Source organism: Pseudovibrio japonicus, assembly GCF_014651595.1.
Lineage (GTDB): Bacteria > Pseudomonadota > Alphaproteobacteria > Rhizobiales > Stappiaceae > Pseudovibrio > Pseudovibrio japonicus.
Genome location: NZ_BMXE01000001.1, coordinates 526,872 through 543,630, shown reverse-complemented (window position 1 = coordinate 543,630; position 16,759 = coordinate 526,872). Strand labels below are relative to the sequence as shown.

Annotated in this window: 18 protein-coding genes; 10 read left to right on the top strand and 8 right to left on the bottom strand. The window is 51.7% G+C overall.

Annotation, left to right across the window (positions count from 1 at the left end):
* The first annotated feature begins 43 nt into the window (after positions 1 to 43).
* Entirely contained in the window at positions 44 to 625 is a 582-nt protein-coding gene (locus IE076_RS02370; protein WP_189435016.1) for an LOG family protein, read from the top strand.
* A gap of 35 nt (positions 626 to 660) precedes the next feature.
* On the opposite strand, the gene IE076_RS02365 is transcribed toward IE076_RS02370, so the two are convergent.
* Positions 661 to 1,524, bottom strand: a complete 864-nt coding sequence (locus tag IE076_RS02365) for a DMT family transporter (RefSeq protein WP_209008766.1) — start codon at positions 1,522 to 1,524, stop codon at positions 661 to 663.
* A 220-nt stretch (positions 1,525 to 1,744) separates the two neighbouring features.
* Positions 1,745 to 2,407, bottom strand: coding sequence for a haloacid dehalogenase type II (locus IE076_RS02360; protein ID WP_189435012.1), 663 nt, complete (start codon positions 2,405 to 2,407; stop codon positions 1,745 to 1,747).
* A gap of 561 nt (positions 2,408 to 2,968) precedes the next feature.
* Here IE076_RS02360 and IE076_RS02355 point away from each other — a divergent pair.
* On the top strand, positions 2,969 to 3,838 hold the full coding sequence (locus tag IE076_RS02355) for a branched-chain amino acid aminotransferase (RefSeq protein ID WP_189435010.1): 870 nt from the start codon (positions 2,969 to 2,971) through the stop codon (positions 3,836 to 3,838).
* A 55-nt stretch (positions 3,839 to 3,893) separates the two neighbouring features.
* Here the strand turns inward: IE076_RS02355 and IE076_RS02350 are convergent, their stop codons facing one another.
* Complete coding sequence (locus IE076_RS02350; RefSeq protein ID WP_209008765.1) at positions 3,894 to 5,084, bottom strand: YbfB/YjiJ family MFS transporter; 1,191 nt, start codon at positions 5,082 to 5,084, stop codon at positions 3,894 to 3,896.
* 259 nt (positions 5,085 to 5,343) lie between these two features.
* On the opposite strand from IE076_RS02350, the gene IE076_RS02345 reads away from it, so the two are divergent.
* On the top strand, positions 5,344 to 5,943 hold the full coding sequence (locus tag IE076_RS02345; RefSeq protein ID WP_189435006.1) for a superoxide dismutase: 600 nt from the start codon (positions 5,344 to 5,346) through the stop codon (positions 5,941 to 5,943).
* 67 nt (positions 5,944 to 6,010) lie between these two features.
* Here the strand turns inward: IE076_RS02345 and IE076_RS02340 are convergent, their stop codons facing one another.
* From IE076_RS02340 to msrB, 5 genes are all read right to left on the bottom strand, one after another.
* Positions 6,011 to 6,427, bottom strand: coding sequence for a hypothetical protein (locus IE076_RS02340; protein WP_189435004.1), 417 nt, complete (start codon positions 6,425 to 6,427; stop codon positions 6,011 to 6,013).
* A 44-nt stretch (positions 6,428 to 6,471) separates the two neighbouring features.
* Positions 6,472 to 6,840 carry a hypothetical protein gene (locus IE076_RS22600; RefSeq protein ID WP_209008764.1) on the bottom strand — a complete coding sequence of 123 codons (369 nt, stop codon included), beginning with the start codon at positions 6,838 to 6,840 and terminating at the stop codon, positions 6,472 to 6,474.
* A 259-nt stretch (positions 6,841 to 7,099) separates the two neighbouring features.
* Complete coding sequence (locus IE076_RS22595) at positions 7,100 to 7,465, bottom strand: hypothetical protein (RefSeq protein WP_209008763.1); 366 nt, start codon at positions 7,463 to 7,465, stop codon at positions 7,100 to 7,102.
* Between the two features lie 212 nt (positions 7,466 to 7,677).
* The gene (locus tag IE076_RS02325; RefSeq protein ID WP_189435002.1) at positions 7,678 to 9,771 is read right to left on the bottom strand and encodes a S9 family peptidase; all 2,094 of its coding nucleotides are present in this window, start codon (positions 9,769 to 9,771) and stop codon (positions 7,678 to 7,680) included.
* Positions 9,772 to 10,067: 296 nt separating this feature from the next.
* On the bottom strand, positions 10,068 to 10,475 hold the full coding sequence (msrB, locus tag IE076_RS02320; protein WP_189435000.1) for a peptide-methionine (R)-S-oxide reductase MsrB: 408 nt from the start codon (positions 10,473 to 10,475) through the stop codon (positions 10,068 to 10,070).
* Between the two features lie 255 nt (positions 10,476 to 10,730).
* On the opposite strand from msrB, the gene IE076_RS02315 reads away from it, so the two are divergent.
* From IE076_RS02315 to mnhG, 7 genes are read left to right on the top strand one after another with little or no spacing between them, the layout of a single operon-like run.
* Positions 10,731 to 13,079: a putative monovalent cation/H+ antiporter subunit A gene (locus IE076_RS02315; protein ID WP_189434998.1), complete on the top strand. Its 2,349-nt coding sequence runs from the start codon at positions 10,731 to 10,733 to the stop codon at positions 13,077 to 13,079.
* On the top strand, positions 13,079 to 13,495 hold the full coding sequence (locus tag IE076_RS02310; RefSeq protein ID WP_189434997.1) for a Na+/H+ antiporter subunit B: 417 nt from the start codon (positions 13,079 to 13,081) through the stop codon (positions 13,493 to 13,495). The genes IE076_RS02315 and IE076_RS02310 overlap by 1 nt, the downstream gene beginning before the upstream one ends.
* A complete protein-coding gene (locus IE076_RS02305) occupies positions 13,495 to 13,872 on the top strand; it encodes a Na+/H+ antiporter subunit C (RefSeq protein WP_189434995.1) in 378 nt (125 codons plus the stop codon). The genes IE076_RS02310 and IE076_RS02305 overlap by 1 nt, the downstream gene beginning before the upstream one ends.
* Positions 13,873 to 13,876: 4 nt before the next feature.
* Entirely contained in the window at positions 13,877 to 15,463 is a 1,587-nt protein-coding gene (locus IE076_RS02300) for a Na+/H+ antiporter subunit D (protein WP_189434993.1), read from the top strand.
* Complete coding sequence (locus IE076_RS02295) at positions 15,460 to 15,939, top strand: Na+/H+ antiporter subunit E (protein ID WP_189434992.1); 480 nt, start codon at positions 15,460 to 15,462, stop codon at positions 15,937 to 15,939. The genes IE076_RS02300 and IE076_RS02295 overlap by 4 nt, the downstream gene beginning before the upstream one ends.
* Positions 15,936 to 16,289 carry a cation:proton antiporter gene (locus IE076_RS02290; protein ID WP_189434990.1) on the top strand — a complete coding sequence of 118 codons (354 nt, stop codon included), beginning with the start codon at positions 15,936 to 15,938 and terminating at the stop codon, positions 16,287 to 16,289. The genes IE076_RS02295 and IE076_RS02290 overlap by 4 nt, the downstream gene beginning before the upstream one ends.
* Entirely contained in the window at positions 16,286 to 16,648 is a 363-nt protein-coding gene (gene mnhG / locus IE076_RS02285) for a monovalent cation/H(+) antiporter subunit G (protein WP_189434987.1), read from the top strand. The genes IE076_RS02290 and mnhG overlap by 4 nt, the downstream gene beginning before the upstream one ends.
* Positions 16,649 to 16,759: the final 111 nt, after the last annotated feature.

Below are 16,759 nucleotides of genomic sequence, written 5' to 3'. Positions count from 1 at the left end.
CTTTTGAATTAATTATTTCTGCGCTGCCCACTGGAGATTTGAAATGGGATCAATCTGCGTTTTTTGCGGATCATCAACCGGGAAACGCCCGGAATACGAAACTGCAGCCCGCCTTTTGGGCACCGAGATTGCCAAGCGCGGTAATCGTCTGGTTTATGGCGGTGCAGAAGTTGGGCTGATGGGCATTGTTGCAGATGCCGCGTTGGAAGCTGGTGGTGAAGTTGTCGGCGTCCTGCCGGAAGCGCTGGCGGTAAAGGAGTTGGCTCATAAATCCCTGACCAGTCTTCATATCGTCGGCTCCATGCATGAGCGCAAAGCCATGATGGCCGACATGTCTGACGCATTCGTGGCTCTTCCGGGTGGCCTCGGCACTATGGAAGAACTCTTCGAAGTTTGGACGTGGGGACAGCTGGGCTATCATAAAAAGCCATGTGCTCTGTACAACGCCAACGGGTTTTACGGACGCATGCTGGCCTATCTGGACTTTATCCAGGAAGAAGCCTTCATGAAAAAGACCCACCGCGACATGCTGGTGGTTGGTGACAATCCGGCTCAACTGCTTGATCAGATTGAAACCTATGAGGCACCATCGCGTTATAAGTGGATCACCCGCGCAGAAACCTGATACCAAAAGATACCGCAGGGCTGATGACCTAGTGATCAGTCCTGCAAATATCTGGGAAGCCGGGAAGGCTCGTGGCTCAGGTAAAGCGCACCAAGCAAAAATGTAAAACCAAGCGCTTGTCCGATCCCCAATGGCTCTGCAAAGACCAGATAGCCGGTGAGGATCGCAAGACCAAATTCAATGAAGCCAGTTGTGTATGCGGTCTTCCTGCCAGACTGGTCCGAACTGCCATAGGCAAGGAGAAACTGGGGCAACAACCCTGCAATTAGTGCCAGTCCCAGAATGGGCAGTATTACCGGTGCAGTGCCTGTTCCTTGCCAATACTTCAGCTCTATCAGCGCAAACGGAACTGTGATGGCTAGAGCGCCTGCAAAGATGCATGCAGCAATTGCAAGGGACGGGAGGTAACTCGGCGTTTTACGGCTGACCAACTGTAGGCCACCATAAGATAATGGCCCAATCAGACCAATTGCAACGGCAGTCAGATCAACATCAGACAATGGCGTCAATGCGATGATGATCAGTAGCGCACTGAAGACCAACCCGAGCGTAAGCCAATCGCTGTTGCGTAGCTTTGCGCCGCCGATCGCTCTTAAGATCACCAATAGTGCCGGGTAGGAAAAGAACAGGCTTGATGCCAGATAAACCGGCAACTCGCTCAGAGCGTAAAAGTAACTCCACGCCCCCAGCCCCATGATCATGCCAAACAAAACATATTGCCGACTGCTTGGACCAGATTTGAGCGCCTGTAGCAAATAGGGCGCAAGTAAAACAGCAGGCAGAATATAGCGTAGGAGAACAGCGGCCCCCGGCGAGATGCCAGCGGCAAAGCCCACCTTTGCAAAATATGGGATGCTCCCGAAACACGCAGCGCCTAGCGCCAGGGCAATCAGTCTCATTAAGCCGTGGCCCGCGCCCTTACTTTTAAATCCATGAAACATGAAACCCAGGTGATGCCAATTACTTATACTCTCTAAAATTGCTGATTCCAAATATGAAACCTGCACGGGATAAGAGCAAGTATGTTTGCCAAGCCATGTGAGATTAAGCTCACATGGCCACAGAAAACAGGCTTACAAAGGCGAAATGATTTGAATTTCTAAAAGCAAATCTCAAGTTTCACCCAAGAGCAGGAAGCCCGCTTAGATCTTTAAGGACAGCATATGGCGACAGATCCATGTATTCATCAGGCTTCTGTGCTCGATTCACCCAGACGGTCCGCATGCCGTACTTGGTCGCACCAGCAATATCCCAGCGGTTGCTGGACTGGAATGAAATCGCTTCGGGATAAAGACGGAAATGGGTTGTGACCAGATCATAAACCTCAGGATTTGGCTTATAGGTCTGCACCGGATCAACCGAGAAGACCTCGTCAAAGGAATCCGTGATGCCTGCGTTCTTCAGGGCACCATCCATCATCTTCATAGGGGCGTTGGAAAGGATCGCAAGCTTGGAACCCCGCGCACGCAGATCTTTCAAAAGCTGCGGAACTTCAGGGTAGCAATCCAGCTCCCAATATGCGGCCAAAAGATCATCACGCGCTGCTCTGTTGGCTTCCGGAACCAGCGCAAAAGCAGTGTCCAATGCTTGGATGGTCAGTTCCCAGAAGTCCACATACTGGCCCATCAGGGCGCGTACCCAGGAATACTCAAGTTGCTTCTCTCTCCAGATGTTTGAGAGTTTTTCGCCTTCAGGCCCCACTGCGCCCATGTGCTTTCTGGCGGCGGCATGCACGTCAAAAAGCGTTCCATAGGCGTCAAAAACAAAAACCGAGTGGCTCATCTCTACTCTCCGGCTGCGCACTAAGCGTCAATACTGGCAATTCCAATACCCCTAAAAAAGCGATGTTATGGGGTTTCGTCAAGGCATGGGAAATACGTGTGCCTTATGCTTTTGGTGAAATAAATTAACATTCTTTTCCAAATCGTGCGAATTAGCTGAAAATTGCTGACCTGCATCCCAAACACCAGAATTTTTAGCCAGCTCGCTCAATGGTTGCAGCAATCTCAAAAGTTGCGGCAGCCATAATGCGTTAAACCTGTGCAAAATAACAATGAAGAAGCATCAGTTCTGTGAAATATAAGTAAGTTGCATGTTGGCAGGTAATTGCGCAATCTTGCATAATGAACGCCTGCTGCGGCATTTAGTTGCGTTTTGGTCCTAATATTCCTTCAAGACATAACTTTGAGAGCTTCCCTATTGGGCAGGAGAAGCGCGCTTTAATGCTTTCTCTTCTTTGTCGAGAGTATGGTTGACCTTATTTGAATTCTCGGGTCGACTTGTAAAAGGTGAAGGGGTGGGGCCTTTCTGGCGCACATACCGACTTTTGAGGAGATAATAAATATGGCCGAAATGTCGAAGACTCGCACATGGGTTGATGGCAAATGGTACGAGGGCAATCCACCACTGATCGGCCCGCGTACACACTCATTTTGGTTGGGTTCAAATGTTTTTGATGGGGCGCGTGGATTTGAAGGTGTAATGCCGGATCTTGATTTGCATTGTGAACGTCTGAACCGCTCTGCTGTGAACCTTGGCATGAAGCCGACCATGCGCTTTGAAGAAATGGTTGAGCTTGCCACAGAAGGCATGGAGAAGTTCGAGGCTGATGAAGCTGTCTACATCCGCCCCATGTACTGGGCAGAACATGACGGTCCGGCCATCATTGACGCTGATCCGGAATCAACACGGTTCTGCATGTGCTTGTTTGAAACGCCAATGCCTCCAATGGGTGCGTCCACAAGCCTGACACTGTCTCCATACCGTCGGCCAACAATGGAGACCATGCCAGTCAACGCGAAAGCCGGTTGTTTGTATCCAAACAATGCCCGTGCTTCCCGCGAGGCAAAGTCGCGAGGTTTCGACAATGCGCTCATGTTGGACGCACTGGGCAACGTGGCAGAGCTGACCTCCGCCAACATCTTCATGGTCAAGGACGGTGAGGTTTTGACACCGTTCTGGAACGGCACATTCCTCAATGGCATTACACGCCAGCGCGTCATCAAGCTGCTCACTGGCGTTGGCTACAGAGTCCATGAGACCACACTGACCTATCAGGACTTCCTGGAAGCGGACGAGATCTTCTCAACCGGCAACTACAGCAAGGTTCTGCCAGTTCATAAGCTGGATGATCACAGAATGGACCATGGACCGGTTACAAAGAAAGCACGAGAGCTGTATTGGGAATTTGCCCACGCAAAAGTACCTGCCTAATCAGTCACGATCAGAACATTCTGAAGTTTTTAAAGGGGGGCAGATGCCTCCCTTTTTATGTCGGGATGAAGCGTTTAAGCGTGAGCAGCGCTGCCAGTATCAGCATCCCGGCTGCAACGAGCGATGCCAGCATGAAATTGCCGTTGAGCTCGTAAAGATAACCAGCGAAACTTGGCCCCAACATCTGGCCAACTCCAAACGCAGCGGTCATCAAACCAACAATCTGCCGAGGGTTGGAGCCAGCAATCCGCCGCGCCTCGATAAGACCGATTGAGGTGATCCCGACAAACGTCCCGCCAAGCAGGATTGAGGCCATAGACAGGCCAGCCACCGTCGGCACCAGAACGCTGAGTGCCACACCCATGGCTTCCAGTGTGCAGGCGATCGCGATCGCAATACCATAGCCGATACGTGCAGCCAGCTTCTCCCAAAAGAAGACCGAAGGAATAACGGCAAGTCCCACCAGCAGCCAACCTAAGGATTTCATTGGTGCCAGCTCAGGTGTTGAGTTCGCCAGGGCACCAAAGAACGTGGCCGTAATGACGTACCCAAACCCGAAACAGCCATAGGCGATGATAAGTCGCCACGCACTCAGGTTCAGTGGCTTTGTGGATGTTGTTGGTGGTGCGGATGTCTGCACAGCTTTGGATGGGAGTTCGTTTTTAGGCGGCAGCAGCAGCGGAACGCAAATAGTAAGGAGCAAACTGAGGACGCCACCTGCGATCCAGAGCTGGGCGGACGTGTTTAAACTCGCCCCCAACCATTCAATCATAAGCGAAGAGCCCGCAATCCCGATGCCAACCCCCGTAAAGTGGATCGGAAAGAGATGCAGGCTGCGCGTCTCCGCCAGACGCTGCATGACGATGTTGGCGACCAGCACAAACGCATAGGCACTCGCCAAGCCTGCTAAAAATCGAATAATAACATACCAGTAGAGGCCAAGGTTAAAGGCCATAAGAAAGGTGACGACCGTGCTCGCGATCAACGCAATCATGAAGATCCGATAGGGACTACCGGGCAGGGGAGCGCGGGCAGCCATCAGGGCGCCAATCAGATAGCCAAGATAGTTGGAGGAAGCCACGAAACCGGCATCCACTTCGTTCAGGACGCCCTCCTGCAACATAAACGGGAGCAACGGAGTATACGCAAATCTTCCAATACCCATGATTGCAGCCATCGCAAGACAACCGCCCACCGCAGAACGCAACGCATAGCTGTCTTTTTCAGGATTGGTGGACGTTTTCATGAGTCTTTCTGAGGCATTTGTCACAGATTGTTTCCTTATAACCCGCAGAAAACAGTCGTTTTAATGGTCTCCAAGCCTCTGCGTTCCTAAACCTAGAGGTTCTGCCTCTAAAAAAACAAGAAAAATATTTGCAAATTATGCTTCTCACCCGTTGCCCATACGCAAAAACATCACTATTTTGCACCATGAGTTGCAGAGCTGGTCGGTTGGAAGACTGGGGAGCCTGCGCCCAAAGTTTCCTTTCCCATGGAGGTATACCATGTCTTTTGCTCTTGAAGACCTGCCATACGCATACGACGCTCTGGCCCCTTATATGTCTGCTGAAACCCTCGAGTATCACCACGACAAGCACCATCAGGCTTATGTCACCAACGGCAACAAGCTGCTTGAAGGTTCAGGCCTTGAAGGCAAAAGCCTCGAAGAGATCGTCAAGGAAAGCTACGGCACCAATGCAGGTCTGTTCAACAACGCTGGCCAGCACCTCAACCACCTGCATTTCTGGAAGTGGATGAAGCCAAATGGTGGCGGCTCTTCTCTGCCGGGCGTTCTTGCAAAGAAAGTTGACGAAGAGCTGGGCGGCTTCGATAAGTTCCGCGCGGACTTCATCAACGCTGGTGTAACCCAGTTCGGTTCCGGTTGGGCATGGCTGGCTGTGAAAGACGGCAAACTGGTTGTTATGAAAACACCTAACGGCGAAAACCCGATCGTACACGGCGCTACCCCAATTCTGGGCTGCGATGTTTGGGAACACTCCTACTACATCGACTACCGCAACGCGCGTCCTAAGTATCTGGAAGCATTCGTTGATAACCTGATTAACTGGGAATACGTAGAAGAGCTGTACTCTAAAGCTGTTTAATCCCAACGACATATTATGATCAAGGCGGCCATAGGCCGCCTTTTTTGTGCCACCCGCTGTCAGCCCATCACGCCGGAGTTTTCTGCTCAGGGCCCGTGTATTGCAACCCGAAGAGCCTGTTGAGGAAATTGGTTTGATACCCGAACTGGCAACGGGATGTGATAATCTGTTCCAGTCTGCCGTTCATGAGATAGAGGAAGGCTTCGCACTCGTTTTGAGTTGTAAAGCAAGCCTCCGTCGCAACGTTGTACGGCCGGTTGTCGCTTAACACACGCCCGCCCACATTCGCCTGCCAGACATTGGCAGCGCCGTACTCTGCGGCCGCGATGTTGCAGTCATATTGGGTGCCTCTCACCTCTGGGATGATGGGCGGAGTGCGGGGAATAAGCTGGCGCTCCAGATAGTTCGTGCTAGGTGGCTGACTACAGCTGCCAAGAAAAAGAGATGCCGCTGCAATGCTGGCGATAGGGGCAATTATCTTCATTTATTCAATACCTTCGGGCCTTAACAGCCTCTTCTGTGATTATTTTACCAAAGCCAGCCAAAAAGCCCTTTGTAATAGCCATGCTGACAACTGGCACTGCGTGTGAGCTCCAGATACCCGCGCATGAAATTCAGGTAAGCTTGGCATTTCTCCATGGTCCGGAAGCAGGCAACACTGGAAACGTTGCGACTGGGATCGCTAAAGTACCCATTCACAAAGGCCTGATAGACATTCTCCGGCCCATCTTCCTTCACCCTAATCCGGCAGTCATACTGGGAACCATAAATCCGCGGAGCCGACCGCAAATCGTTGGGAAGTAGGTAGTTAAACGGGTAGAGCTTGTTGTTGACCTGCGCGGACGTCGAACCCACAGACAAGAAAAGCGTCACGATAAAAACAATCAAAAAACGCAAGAGTTCGCTCCCTTGTCATTGTGTTTGCTTGACTTCATTATGAAACATGAATGGTTTTGGAAAATATAAAGACGATATTTCGCTTGTTTTTAAGGTTAATGAATTTGCGATGAGCGAACAGGCCCAGGCTGGCGGACCGGAGGTTCGCTGCAAGGCTTGCTGACCCACCATAAAAAAGGCGCCTCCTTCAGAGACGCCTTTCACGCCTTCGTATATCCAACACTTTTAAAGTTTTTAGTCTCTCCGCAAGCGGCGCCTGTTAGAAATGGCTGAGCGGCCCGTCGTAATAGCCGTGCTGGCAGCTTGCAGTGCGCGTCGTGGTTAGATACCCGCGCATGAAATTCAAATAAGCATCGCACATCTGTGCGCTTTGAAAGCAGGCAACACTGGAGATGTTGCGGATCGGGTCGCTAAAGGAACCGCCCACGAAGGCTTGGTAAACATTCTCGGCCCCATCTGCTCTCACCCTGATCTGACAGTCGTACTGGGTTCCCCTGATCATCGGCGGTGATCGCAGGTCATTAGGAAGCAGGGAGTTGAACGGGTATTCCTGATTATTGACTTGAGCAAAAGATTGACCAGGAACGATAGCGAAAAGGAAGAGGGTGATCAGAACGGCACGCACGGTATTTTCCAGACTTTTTTGTTGTTGTTAACTTGGGCGGTCAGAGACGTGTTTAGCGTCCCGTTTGACTGGAAAATCGTAGCGGTCCGGTGGTTATTGCAAATTTAATCTAGCAGTGCGAACTAGGAACAAGCTTAAGGTAAACTTACAGGTGTCTTTAATTAGAAAAAGGCGCCCCGAAAAGGCGCCTTTATAGTTCTCAAGGGGTTATGTCATGCTTTGCCAGTTTGTTTCAAGGCGAAGGCATAGACCAATGCCACCTCTTTCAGTCGATCAAATCTTCCTGAAGCGCCGCCATGGCCCGCATCCATGTTGGTGCGCAGCATAACAAGGCTGTCGTTTGTCTTCTTCTCGCGCAGCGTTGCGACCCACTTGGCCGGCTCCCAATATGTCACTCGTGGATCAGTGAGGCCACCAAGCGCAAAGATGGCTGGATAAGCCTTTTCTTCCACATTGTCGATGGGTGAGTAAGACGCAATATAACCATATGCGCTCTTGTCACGGATCGGATCACCCCATTCCGGCCATTCAATCGGCGTCAGCGGTAGGCTGTCATCCAACATCGTGGTCAGAACGTCCACAAATGGCACTTCTGCAATCATGGCGGCAAAGGCTTCAGGCGCCATGTTGGCGCACGCCCCCATCAACATGCCACCAGCAGACCCACCATGCGCAACGATCCTGTCGTGAGCAGTAAAGCCCTCCCTGACAAGGAACTCAGCCGAGGCGATGAAGTCATGGAAGGTGTTCTTTTTGAACTCCCGGCGACCGTTCTTATACCACGCATAGCCCTTGTCTTTACCGCCGCGGATATGAGCGATTGCGTAAACAAAGCCACGATCCACCAATGACAGAGCATTGGTTGAAAAGCTGGCTGGAATGGCGATGCCATAGGAGCCATAGCCATAAAGCAAACACGGCGCAGTTCCATCCAGCACCGTGGATCGCTTGTACAGCAACGTCACCGGAACAAGCGCTCCGTCAAGCGAAGGTGCCATCAGGCGCCGCGTGATGTACTCAGATGCATCATGGCCAGAGGGCACTTCCTGCCGCTTGCGCAGCACACGCTCACGTGTTGCAACATCGTAGTCGTACACCTCGCTTGGCGTCGTCATGGAAGAGTAGCTGAAGCGGATCGTGGTGGTGTCATACTCAAAACTGCCAGAAAGCCCAAGGCTGTAGGCTTCTTCATTAAACTCGATAGTGTGGGCGATGTTGTCAATGAAGCGATGCACGACAATGCGTGGCAGTCCGTCAACACGCTCCAGCCACACCATGTAATCCTTGTAAACGTCGTGAGACAGGATCAATCGGCCCGGCTTATGGGGGACTAGGTCAACCCAGTGGGCTTTCCCAGGCAAGGCCAGTTGAGCAACCAATGGTACGCTCACAATCTTGAAGTCTTCAGCACCGCCCGCATTTGTCAAAATCAGCAGCCGGTCACCATTGTCTTCAACGGTGTATTCGACGCCGGTTTCCCGTTTCGCCACAAGCACAGGCTCTGTCAAAGGTTCTTCGGCAGGAATGAGCCAGACCTCGGTTGTTTCATGGTCGCCGGACCCAATACAAATGAAGCGGCCTGACTGGGTTCTGCCCAGCCCGACAAAGAAGCTGGTGTCTTCTTCTTCATAGACCAAAGCATCTTCGGAAACAGGAGTTCCAAGCTTATGGCGGAACAGCTTGGAGGGGCGATGATTCTCATCGACCTGAACATAGAATAGATACTGCCCGTCGCTGGACCACACCCCACCAGCACCGGTATCGGGAATACTGTCTTCCAAATCCTTGCCAGTCGCGGTCTCACGGACCTTGAGTGTGTAATACTCTGAGCCCTTGTCATCATAGGCCCAGGCAAGATATTTGTGATCGTCGCTGTGGGAGGCGCCACCAAACTTGAAGAAGGCTTTGCCCTCCGCTTCAAGGTCGCCATCAACCAGAACCACAGGATCGCTGCCATCGCGCTTGCTGCGGACAAATTTCGGGTGCTGTCCGCCTTCAACAAACTTGGTTGCGTAGGCATAGTCCCCATCAGGAGCAGGGACCGAACTGTCATCTTCCTTGATGCGCCCTTTCATCTCCGCAAAAAGCGCGCTTTGCAGTTCTTCAGTCTCCGCCATCTCGCTTTTTGTGTAAGCATTTTCAGCTTCCAGATATGAGCGGATTTCAGAATCAAGCAGCCCCGGATCCCGCATAACCTCTTGCCAGTTGTCTGCGCGCAGCCAGGCATAAGGCTCGTTACGTGTAAAACCGTGATGACTGGTCTCATGAGTGCGCATTTGTGCGCGAGGTGGAACTGGTTTTTTCATTATACCTGACTGTGTTTTCTGTAATGATTTTGAAACTGTAGCCTGTTGCCTCGGCATTTTATGCGAGAACTGACATAAAGCCAGTTCCCGATTAAACCTTATCCCTCAGAAGATGTGTGTACTGCCGAAGGTATAAATTTGAGTACCAAGCTTTTTACACCGAAAAATTTCATGCTCATACGTCTTTCGAGAGGAGTTGATAATATTGTTTCAGTGTAGTTTGAGTTCTTCTTCCACAGCTTCAAATCGTCGCTCTTTTCACTCGCCATAACACTTAAGATTAGCGACAACTAAAACTACTTTTCTGTCTTAAATGTCATCGAAGTACCATTCATGCAGTAGCGAAGTCCTGTTGGCGGTGGGCCGTCAGGGAAAACGTGTCCAAGGTGGCCACCACAATTTGCACAACATATCTCTGTACGCACCATGCCAAGCGTGGTGTCGCTGTGCTCCGTAACAACGTCCGGAGCAACGGGTTCAAAGAAACTTGGCCAGCCACACCCTGCATCGAATTTAGTGTCTGATTTGAATAACTTAGATCCACATGCCGTGCAGCTATACGTGCCGGTTTCAAAGGTGTTCCAGTAAGGGCCGGTAAACGATCGTTCCGTACCTTTTTCACGAAGGATACGATATTGCTCAGGGGTCAGTTGCTCCCGCCAGTCCGCCTCGGTCATGTCCTTAGGTGATTTTTTGTTCAACATGATAGAAATCCTTATTCAACGCGTTCAATGGTAGGGCCATGTTAAGTTTACCAAGACATAAACAACCGCAGATGTCCAAATGGCAAACTACAAATAGGTGAGGTCGGAGTTTTTTGAAACCTGACAAAACTAGAATGTGATGAACTTGCCCCGGATGGGTAGGCAGATTATGTCTTGAGAGTGGTCGGGGGAGCGTGTTTGGCAAATTCGACTCGAACTAAGGTTCAACCACACTAATAATTTACGGAGTGCTAAATGCCTTTATTCGGTGTCGAGGCAACGTTCTGGGCGTTATTGGGCCCGTTTGTTGCCGCTGCGCTTAGTCCTATTCTGGCAAAGACTCTGAAACACAATGCGTCATGGCTCCTTGCTATCATTCCCGCATTAGCTTTCTTGCAGTTTCTCTCGTTCGTGCCGGGTATTGCCGCAGGGCAGACCTTCCGGGCCAGTCTGGAGTGGGTCCCCACTTTTAACGTCAATTTCTCGATCTATCTGGATGGCCTGTCTGTCGTATTTGCGCTCCTGATTTCAGGAATCGGAACGCTAATAACGCTTTACTCAGGCGGATACCTGAAAGGCCACCAGAACCTAGGGCAGTTCCTGTCCTACCTGTTCCTGTTCATGGGCGCCATGCTCGGTGTTGTTCTTGCAGATAACATCATCACACTCTTTGTTTATTGGGAACTGACGTCAATCACGTCCTTCCTTCTTATCGGCTTTGATCACCTGCGCCGTGCCTCGCGCCGCGCTGCTGTGCAGGCACTTGTTGTGACAGGCGGCGGCGGTCTTGCGCTGATGGCTGGTCTGATCCTTGCCGGGTATCAGGGCGGCAGTTTCGAGATGAGTGAGCTGCTCAACTCCGGCGATATTCTGCGTGAAAGCCCGTATTACACCGCGATCTTCGTGCTTGTTATACTGGGCGCCTTCACCAAGTCTGCTCAGTTCCCATTCCATTTCTGGCTTCCAAATGCCATGGAAGCCCCGACGCCGGTCTCCGCATACTTGCACTCAGCAACCATGGTGAAAGCCGGTGTTTACTTGCTTATGCGAATGCAGCCGGCTCTTGGCGGAACAGAACTCTGGATGACTATCCTGCCAATCTTCGGCGGCATTACGTTGCTTGTCGGAACCATCCTCGGCATTCGCCAGACAGACCTGAAACTGGTTCTGGCCTACACAACCGTGGCTTCTCTCGGCTTGCTCGTGATGTTGACAGGCACATCCGACCCAATCGCCATTCAAGGCGCCGTTATCTACCTGTTTGCCCACTCACTCTTTAAGGGCTCACTGTTCATGGTGGTCGGAACCGTCGACCATGAAGCAGGCACGCGCGACCTGAACAGGGTAGGGGGCTTGTTTTCGCTCATGCCAATCACCGGCGTCGCAGCAGTGCTTTCGGCACTCTCGATGGCAGGTCTGCCGCCTCTCATCGGCTTTGTTGCAAAAGAGGTTCTCTATGATGGCACTTGGCACGCCGTGAATGGTGGTCTTTGGACTGGCTTCGCTCTGCTTGGAAATGCCATGATGTTTGCTCTGGCAGCAACCGTTGCCATCAAGCCGTTCTTCGGGTCCAAAGTGAAAACCCCGAAAGCAGCTCATGAAGGATCGATCCTGCTGTATGCCGGATCAATCACGCTCGCCGTTCTGGGGCTGGTGACCGGTTTGTTCATCGTCTCTGTCGGACATCAGATCCTGTCGCCCATGACCTCTGCAATTCTGGGCACGCCGTTTGATGAAGAGTTGCACCTGTTCCCGACTTACCTGTCCCCGGCGCTTTACCTGTCCATGGCGACAGTCGCTCTGGGTATCATTATCTTCATGTACCTCGATAAGCTGCGTCTCATTATTGCAGAAATCTTGCGCACCATTGGGTGGGGACCGGATAAGGGCTTTGATCAGACCATTGAAGGGATTGTCCGTTTCGCAGGCACGCTGTCCAACACGATCCAAACCGGCAGCATGGTCCGCTACATGCGCGCCACCTTCGTTGTGATTGCGTTCGTGTTGTATGTGCCAATGATCCTCACGGGAAACTGGCCCAAACTGGAAGGATTCGGCAGTCTGTATGTGTATGAGTGGTTCATCGCAGCAATCGCTGTGATCGGCGTCTACGCCGTGGTGACCGCACGATATCGTGTGACCGCGATCGTCCTGCTCGGTATCCAGGGCTTTGCAGTGGCGCTGATCTTCCTGCTGTTCGGAGCACCAGATCTGTCATTCACCCAGTTTATGGTTGAAACCCTTTCCGTGGTGATCCTTGCATTGGTTATGACCCGTCTGAACCTCAAGCCGACCGATGCGCGCTCGTCCCGCGCAAAACTCTTTGATACCAGCCTGGCGCTACTATGCGGTGCGGGTATCAGCATGTTGCTCATGTCCATTGTCCAGTTACCGTTTGATCCGACACTCTCTGAGTTCTTCACTCAGTATAGCCGGACAATCGCTCATGGCCGAAACATCGTGAACGTAATTCTCGTAGATTTCCGTGGCTTTGATACCCTCGGTGAGATCGCCGTTGTGATGGTAACTGGCCTTGCGGTGCTTGCACTTATCAGGGTGCGACCTAAATCAGAGGGAAACTCGAAGTCGGAGAATAATCGCTAATGAATACGCTCATATTCAGAACGGTCGCTCCGTATCTCTCTGCCCTGATGATGCTCTTTTCAGTCTTCGTGCTGCTGCGCGGGCACAATGAGCCAGGAGGTGGTTTTATCGGAGGTCTGATCGCCGTATCAGCTTTTGCGATCTACGGTATCGCTTGTGGTGTGTCTGCTGTGCGCCGGGCAATGAAATATCATCCTATGTCCATCGCCGCATCTGGCTTGCTCCTTGCTGTCTTATCCGTCCTGCCAAGCATCTTTTACAGGCAGCCAGCAATGACCAGCCAGTGGTTGGAGATGCCCTTTCTGGGCACTGTGATCGATCTTTCAACGCCGCTTTTCTTTGACATTGGGGTTTATCTGGTTGTGGTAGGTGCAATTTCTTCTATCGCACTTTCGCTGGAAGAAAGGGCCGACTAATGGAAACGCTTTTTGCTGTTTTAATCGGGATCCTTTTTGCCGGTTCCATCTATCTGTTGCTCTCACGCAAACTGGTGAGAATTCTGATTGGTATCGCCATTCTCGGCAACGCCGTGAATCTTTTGATCTTCACCGCAGGCCGGCTGACACGGGATGTGCCACCAATCATTCCAGAGAATAGCTACTTTCCTTTGGAAGCGACCGCGAACCCATTGCCGCAGGCATTGGTGTTGACCGCGATCGTAATCTCATTTTCGTTTCTGGCATTCTTTCTGGTCCTCGGGTATCGGACCTATCAGGAGCTGGGAACCGATGACCTGCTGGAGATGCGCGTCGCAGAACCAAAAGAACACTCTGAACCGCCGCAGGGGTACTAATTAGATGGCTGTAACACAAACAACCGTTGACACCGCAGCGGCAATGGTAACTGAGGCAGTTCCGCTAGCGGACTGGCTTCTGGTTGCACCTGTCCTGCTCACCATGGCTGGCGGTGCAACCGCGATTATTTTCCGTAAGAAATCCTTTGTTCAGCCATGGATTGCGATCGCCACAATATCACTGGTTATCCTGTCAAATATTGGCTTGCTCAATCATGTGCTTACCAACGGCGTCGTGACCATGGTCATGGGCAGCTGGTTGCCACCGTTTGGCATTGCATTCACCGCAGATCCTCTGGGAGCCCTGCTAGCTCTGACAGCGTCAATTGCCACCCTTTGCGTTGCTATCTTTGCAATAAATTCAATTGCTGAAAACGAACGGCGCTACGGCTTCTATCCGTTTCTGCTGATGCTGTTGTGTGGCGTGAGCGGATCGTTCCTAACGGGTGACGTCTTCAATCTCTATGTCTGGTTTGAAGTGTTGTTGATCTCGTCCTTTGGCATGCAGATCCTCGGAAACGAAAAAATCCAGATCGACGGTGCAGTCAAATATGCCGTGCTGAACCTGATTGCGACAACGCTTTTACTGACGACAACCGGATTGCTTTATGGCCTGGTTGGTACGTTGAACATGGCAGATATCGCAGGCAAGATAAAAGCCCTCGACAGCTCAGGTCCAGTGCTGGCAATTGCAGCTTTGTACTTCCTCGCCTTTGCGATGAAAGCAGCAGCATTCCCGGTCAACTTCTGGCTCCCGGCCTCCTACCATACACCGCGGCTGGTGGTTGCAGCCATCTTCGCAGGTCTGCTCACAAAAGTCGGTGTTTATGCCCTGCTCAGAGTAATGGTTCTTCTCATGCCAGAAGGCCGTGATTGGCTTGCCTCACTGATTGGACTGGTCGCCATTGCAACTATGCTGACTGGCTCTCTGGGCGCTCTGGCGCAGACAGATATCCGCCGGTTGATGGGATATCTTGTTATCGCAGGGATTGGCGCCATGTTGGCTGGGATCGCAGTTGGTAATGAAGTTGCCATCTCAGGCGCAATCTTCTACGCCATGCACTCTGTCCTCATCATGACCGCTCTTTATCTTCTTGTCGCGTTTATGTTCCAGATGAGTGGTACATTTTCCCTTCGTGACATCGGAGGGCTGTATATCCGTACGCCTTTGGGAGCTGCAATCGGTTTGGTTCTGTTACTTGCAGTCGCCGGATTGCCGCCATTTACCGGGTTCTGGGCCAAGTTGCTCCTCGTCGCTGGTGCATTGGAAGCTGATCGCGGCTGGGTTGCCGCCGGCGTTCTGGTCTCAGGCTTGCTAACCACGATCGCCATAGGACGCCTCTGGATCTTCGCATTCTGGAGGGGAGGCAACGAACATACGATGGATGGCATTCAGGCCCTTCCTATCGCAGGCAGTTCTGACGCCTCCGAAATATCCTGGAGCATTTGGTTGCCATTGCTGGCATTAACAGCGCTGATCGTCCTGATTGGCGTCATGCCGGAGGCTCTGATGTCCATATCTGATAATGGAGCGAGAACGCTGCTTGATCCGACAGAATATATCCGTTCCGTATTTGGAGGCATCCGATGAAGAACATGGTCTTGCTCATGAACCTGCTGCTGGCAGTGGCATGGGGTGCTGTTACCGGCTCATTCACACCGCTCAACCTGGTCTTCGGGTTTATCCTTGCCAGCATTGCGCTGTTCCTGATCCGTGAGCAAATCGCCTCTCGGGAATACTTCCAAAAGGCAGGCAAAGTGGCCATCCTTGCAGGCAGCTTTTTCCTGGAACTGGTGATCTCCTCATGGCGGGTGCTGATGATTGTCATTAGGCCAAAGATCAGCCTCCGTCCCGGCATCATCGCGGTGCCACTCACCGTCACGGAAGATTACGAGATCACGATGCTGGCAAACATGGTCACCCTAACGCCGGGCACGCTCTCTGTGGACGTGTCAGAAGACCGGAAAGTCCTGTTCGTCCATTGTCTCGACGTTCCTGACCCGGATGAACAGATAGATAGTATCAAGAATGGTTTTGAACGTCAGATTATGGAGGCGTTTCGATGAGCGGATTTGAAGCTTTTGCGGCGAGTTTTCTATACGTCTGTGTGAGCATCGCGCTCATCATCTTGGGTGTGACGTTCCTTATGATTGTGTACCGCATCATCAAGGGACCAACCCTGCCTGATCGTATTGTCGGGCTGGACCTGCTGGTCGTGGTTGCCATCGGTCTGATTGCCACTGTGGGCGTCGGTTCCAGCTATACACTGTATATCGACATTTCGCTGGCTCTCGGCCTTGTCGGGTTCCTGGCAACTGTCGCCTTCGCCCGCTTCATCCTGAACAGGGGACAGGCGAAAGACTTCATCATTATGCAGGAAGTCAAAAACTCTCAATGTCAGGAGGAGCAGAAATGATTTCAGGAATTATCGCTATCCTGACAGGCATCATGCTTATCATCGGAGCAATCTTTGCCGCTGGTGCAGCTTTGGGTATCAACCGCCTTCCAGATGTTTACATGCGCATGCATGCGGCGGCAAAGGCAGGCACGCTCGGATCTGGCTTGATGGTTCTTGCGTTGGGGATTTACTCGCAGCAGTGGGATGACTTTATACGCGCGATAGCAACCGTAAGCTTCTTTCTGTTGACGGCGCCGGTTTCTTCACACCTCATTGCAAGAGCTGCCTATGTCGTGGGCTATAAACCTTGTAGAGAGACCCAGTTGGATGCGTTAAGCGTGACAAAAAAAACTGCGGACCCTGAGACGCCGCAGTAATATGTCAGCTTCAGCCAAGGTTTCTGGGCTTTAGTGCTGCAAGAGCCCAGAAATAATCGACAATGCCCGTTGGGAAGGTGATTGACTAGGAAACTAAGTTTCCATCCAGAT

Coding starts and splice junctions, on each gene's coding strand:
- IE076_RS02370 (WP_189435016.1), top strand. CDS start 44: ATGGGATCAATCTGCGTTTTTTGCGGATCATCAACCGGGAAACGCCCG.
- IE076_RS02365 (WP_209008766.1), bottom strand. CDS start 1,524: ATGAGACTGATTGCCCTGGCGCTAGGCGCTGCGTGTTTCGGGAGCATC.
- IE076_RS02360 (WP_189435012.1), bottom strand. CDS start 2,407: ATGAGCCACTCGGTTTTTGTTTTTGACGCCTATGGAACGCTTTTTGAC.
- IE076_RS02355 (WP_189435010.1), top strand. CDS start 2,969: ATGGCCGAAATGTCGAAGACTCGCACATGGGTTGATGGCAAATGGTAC.
- IE076_RS02350 (WP_209008765.1), bottom strand. CDS start 5,084: ATGAAAACGTCCACCAATCCTGAAAAAGACAGCTATGCGTTGCGTTCT.
- IE076_RS02345 (WP_189435006.1), top strand. CDS start 5,344: ATGTCTTTTGCTCTTGAAGACCTGCCATACGCATACGACGCTCTGGCC.
- IE076_RS02340 (WP_189435004.1), bottom strand. CDS start 6,427: ATGAAGATAATTGCCCCTATCGCCAGCATTGCAGCGGCATCTCTTTTT.
- IE076_RS02325 (WP_189435002.1), bottom strand. CDS start 9,771: ATGAAAAAACCAGTTCCACCTCGCGCACAAATGCGCACTCATGAGACC.
- msrB (WP_189435000.1), bottom strand. CDS start 10,475: ATGTTGAACAAAAAATCACCTAAGGACATGACCGAGGCGGACTGGCGG.
- IE076_RS02315 (WP_189434998.1), top strand. CDS start 10,731: ATGCCTTTATTCGGTGTCGAGGCAACGTTCTGGGCGTTATTGGGCCCG.
- IE076_RS02310 (WP_189434997.1), top strand. CDS start 13,079: ATGAATACGCTCATATTCAGAACGGTCGCTCCGTATCTCTCTGCCCTG.
- IE076_RS02305 (WP_189434995.1), top strand. CDS start 13,495: ATGGAAACGCTTTTTGCTGTTTTAATCGGGATCCTTTTTGCCGGTTCC.
- IE076_RS02300 (WP_189434993.1), top strand. CDS start 13,877: ATGGCTGTAACACAAACAACCGTTGACACCGCAGCGGCAATGGTAACT.
- IE076_RS02295 (WP_189434992.1), top strand. CDS start 15,460: ATGAAGAACATGGTCTTGCTCATGAACCTGCTGCTGGCAGTGGCATGG.
- IE076_RS02290 (WP_189434990.1), top strand. CDS start 15,936: ATGAGCGGATTTGAAGCTTTTGCGGCGAGTTTTCTATACGTCTGTGTG.
- mnhG (WP_189434987.1), top strand. CDS start 16,286: ATGATTTCAGGAATTATCGCTATCCTGACAGGCATCATGCTTATCATC.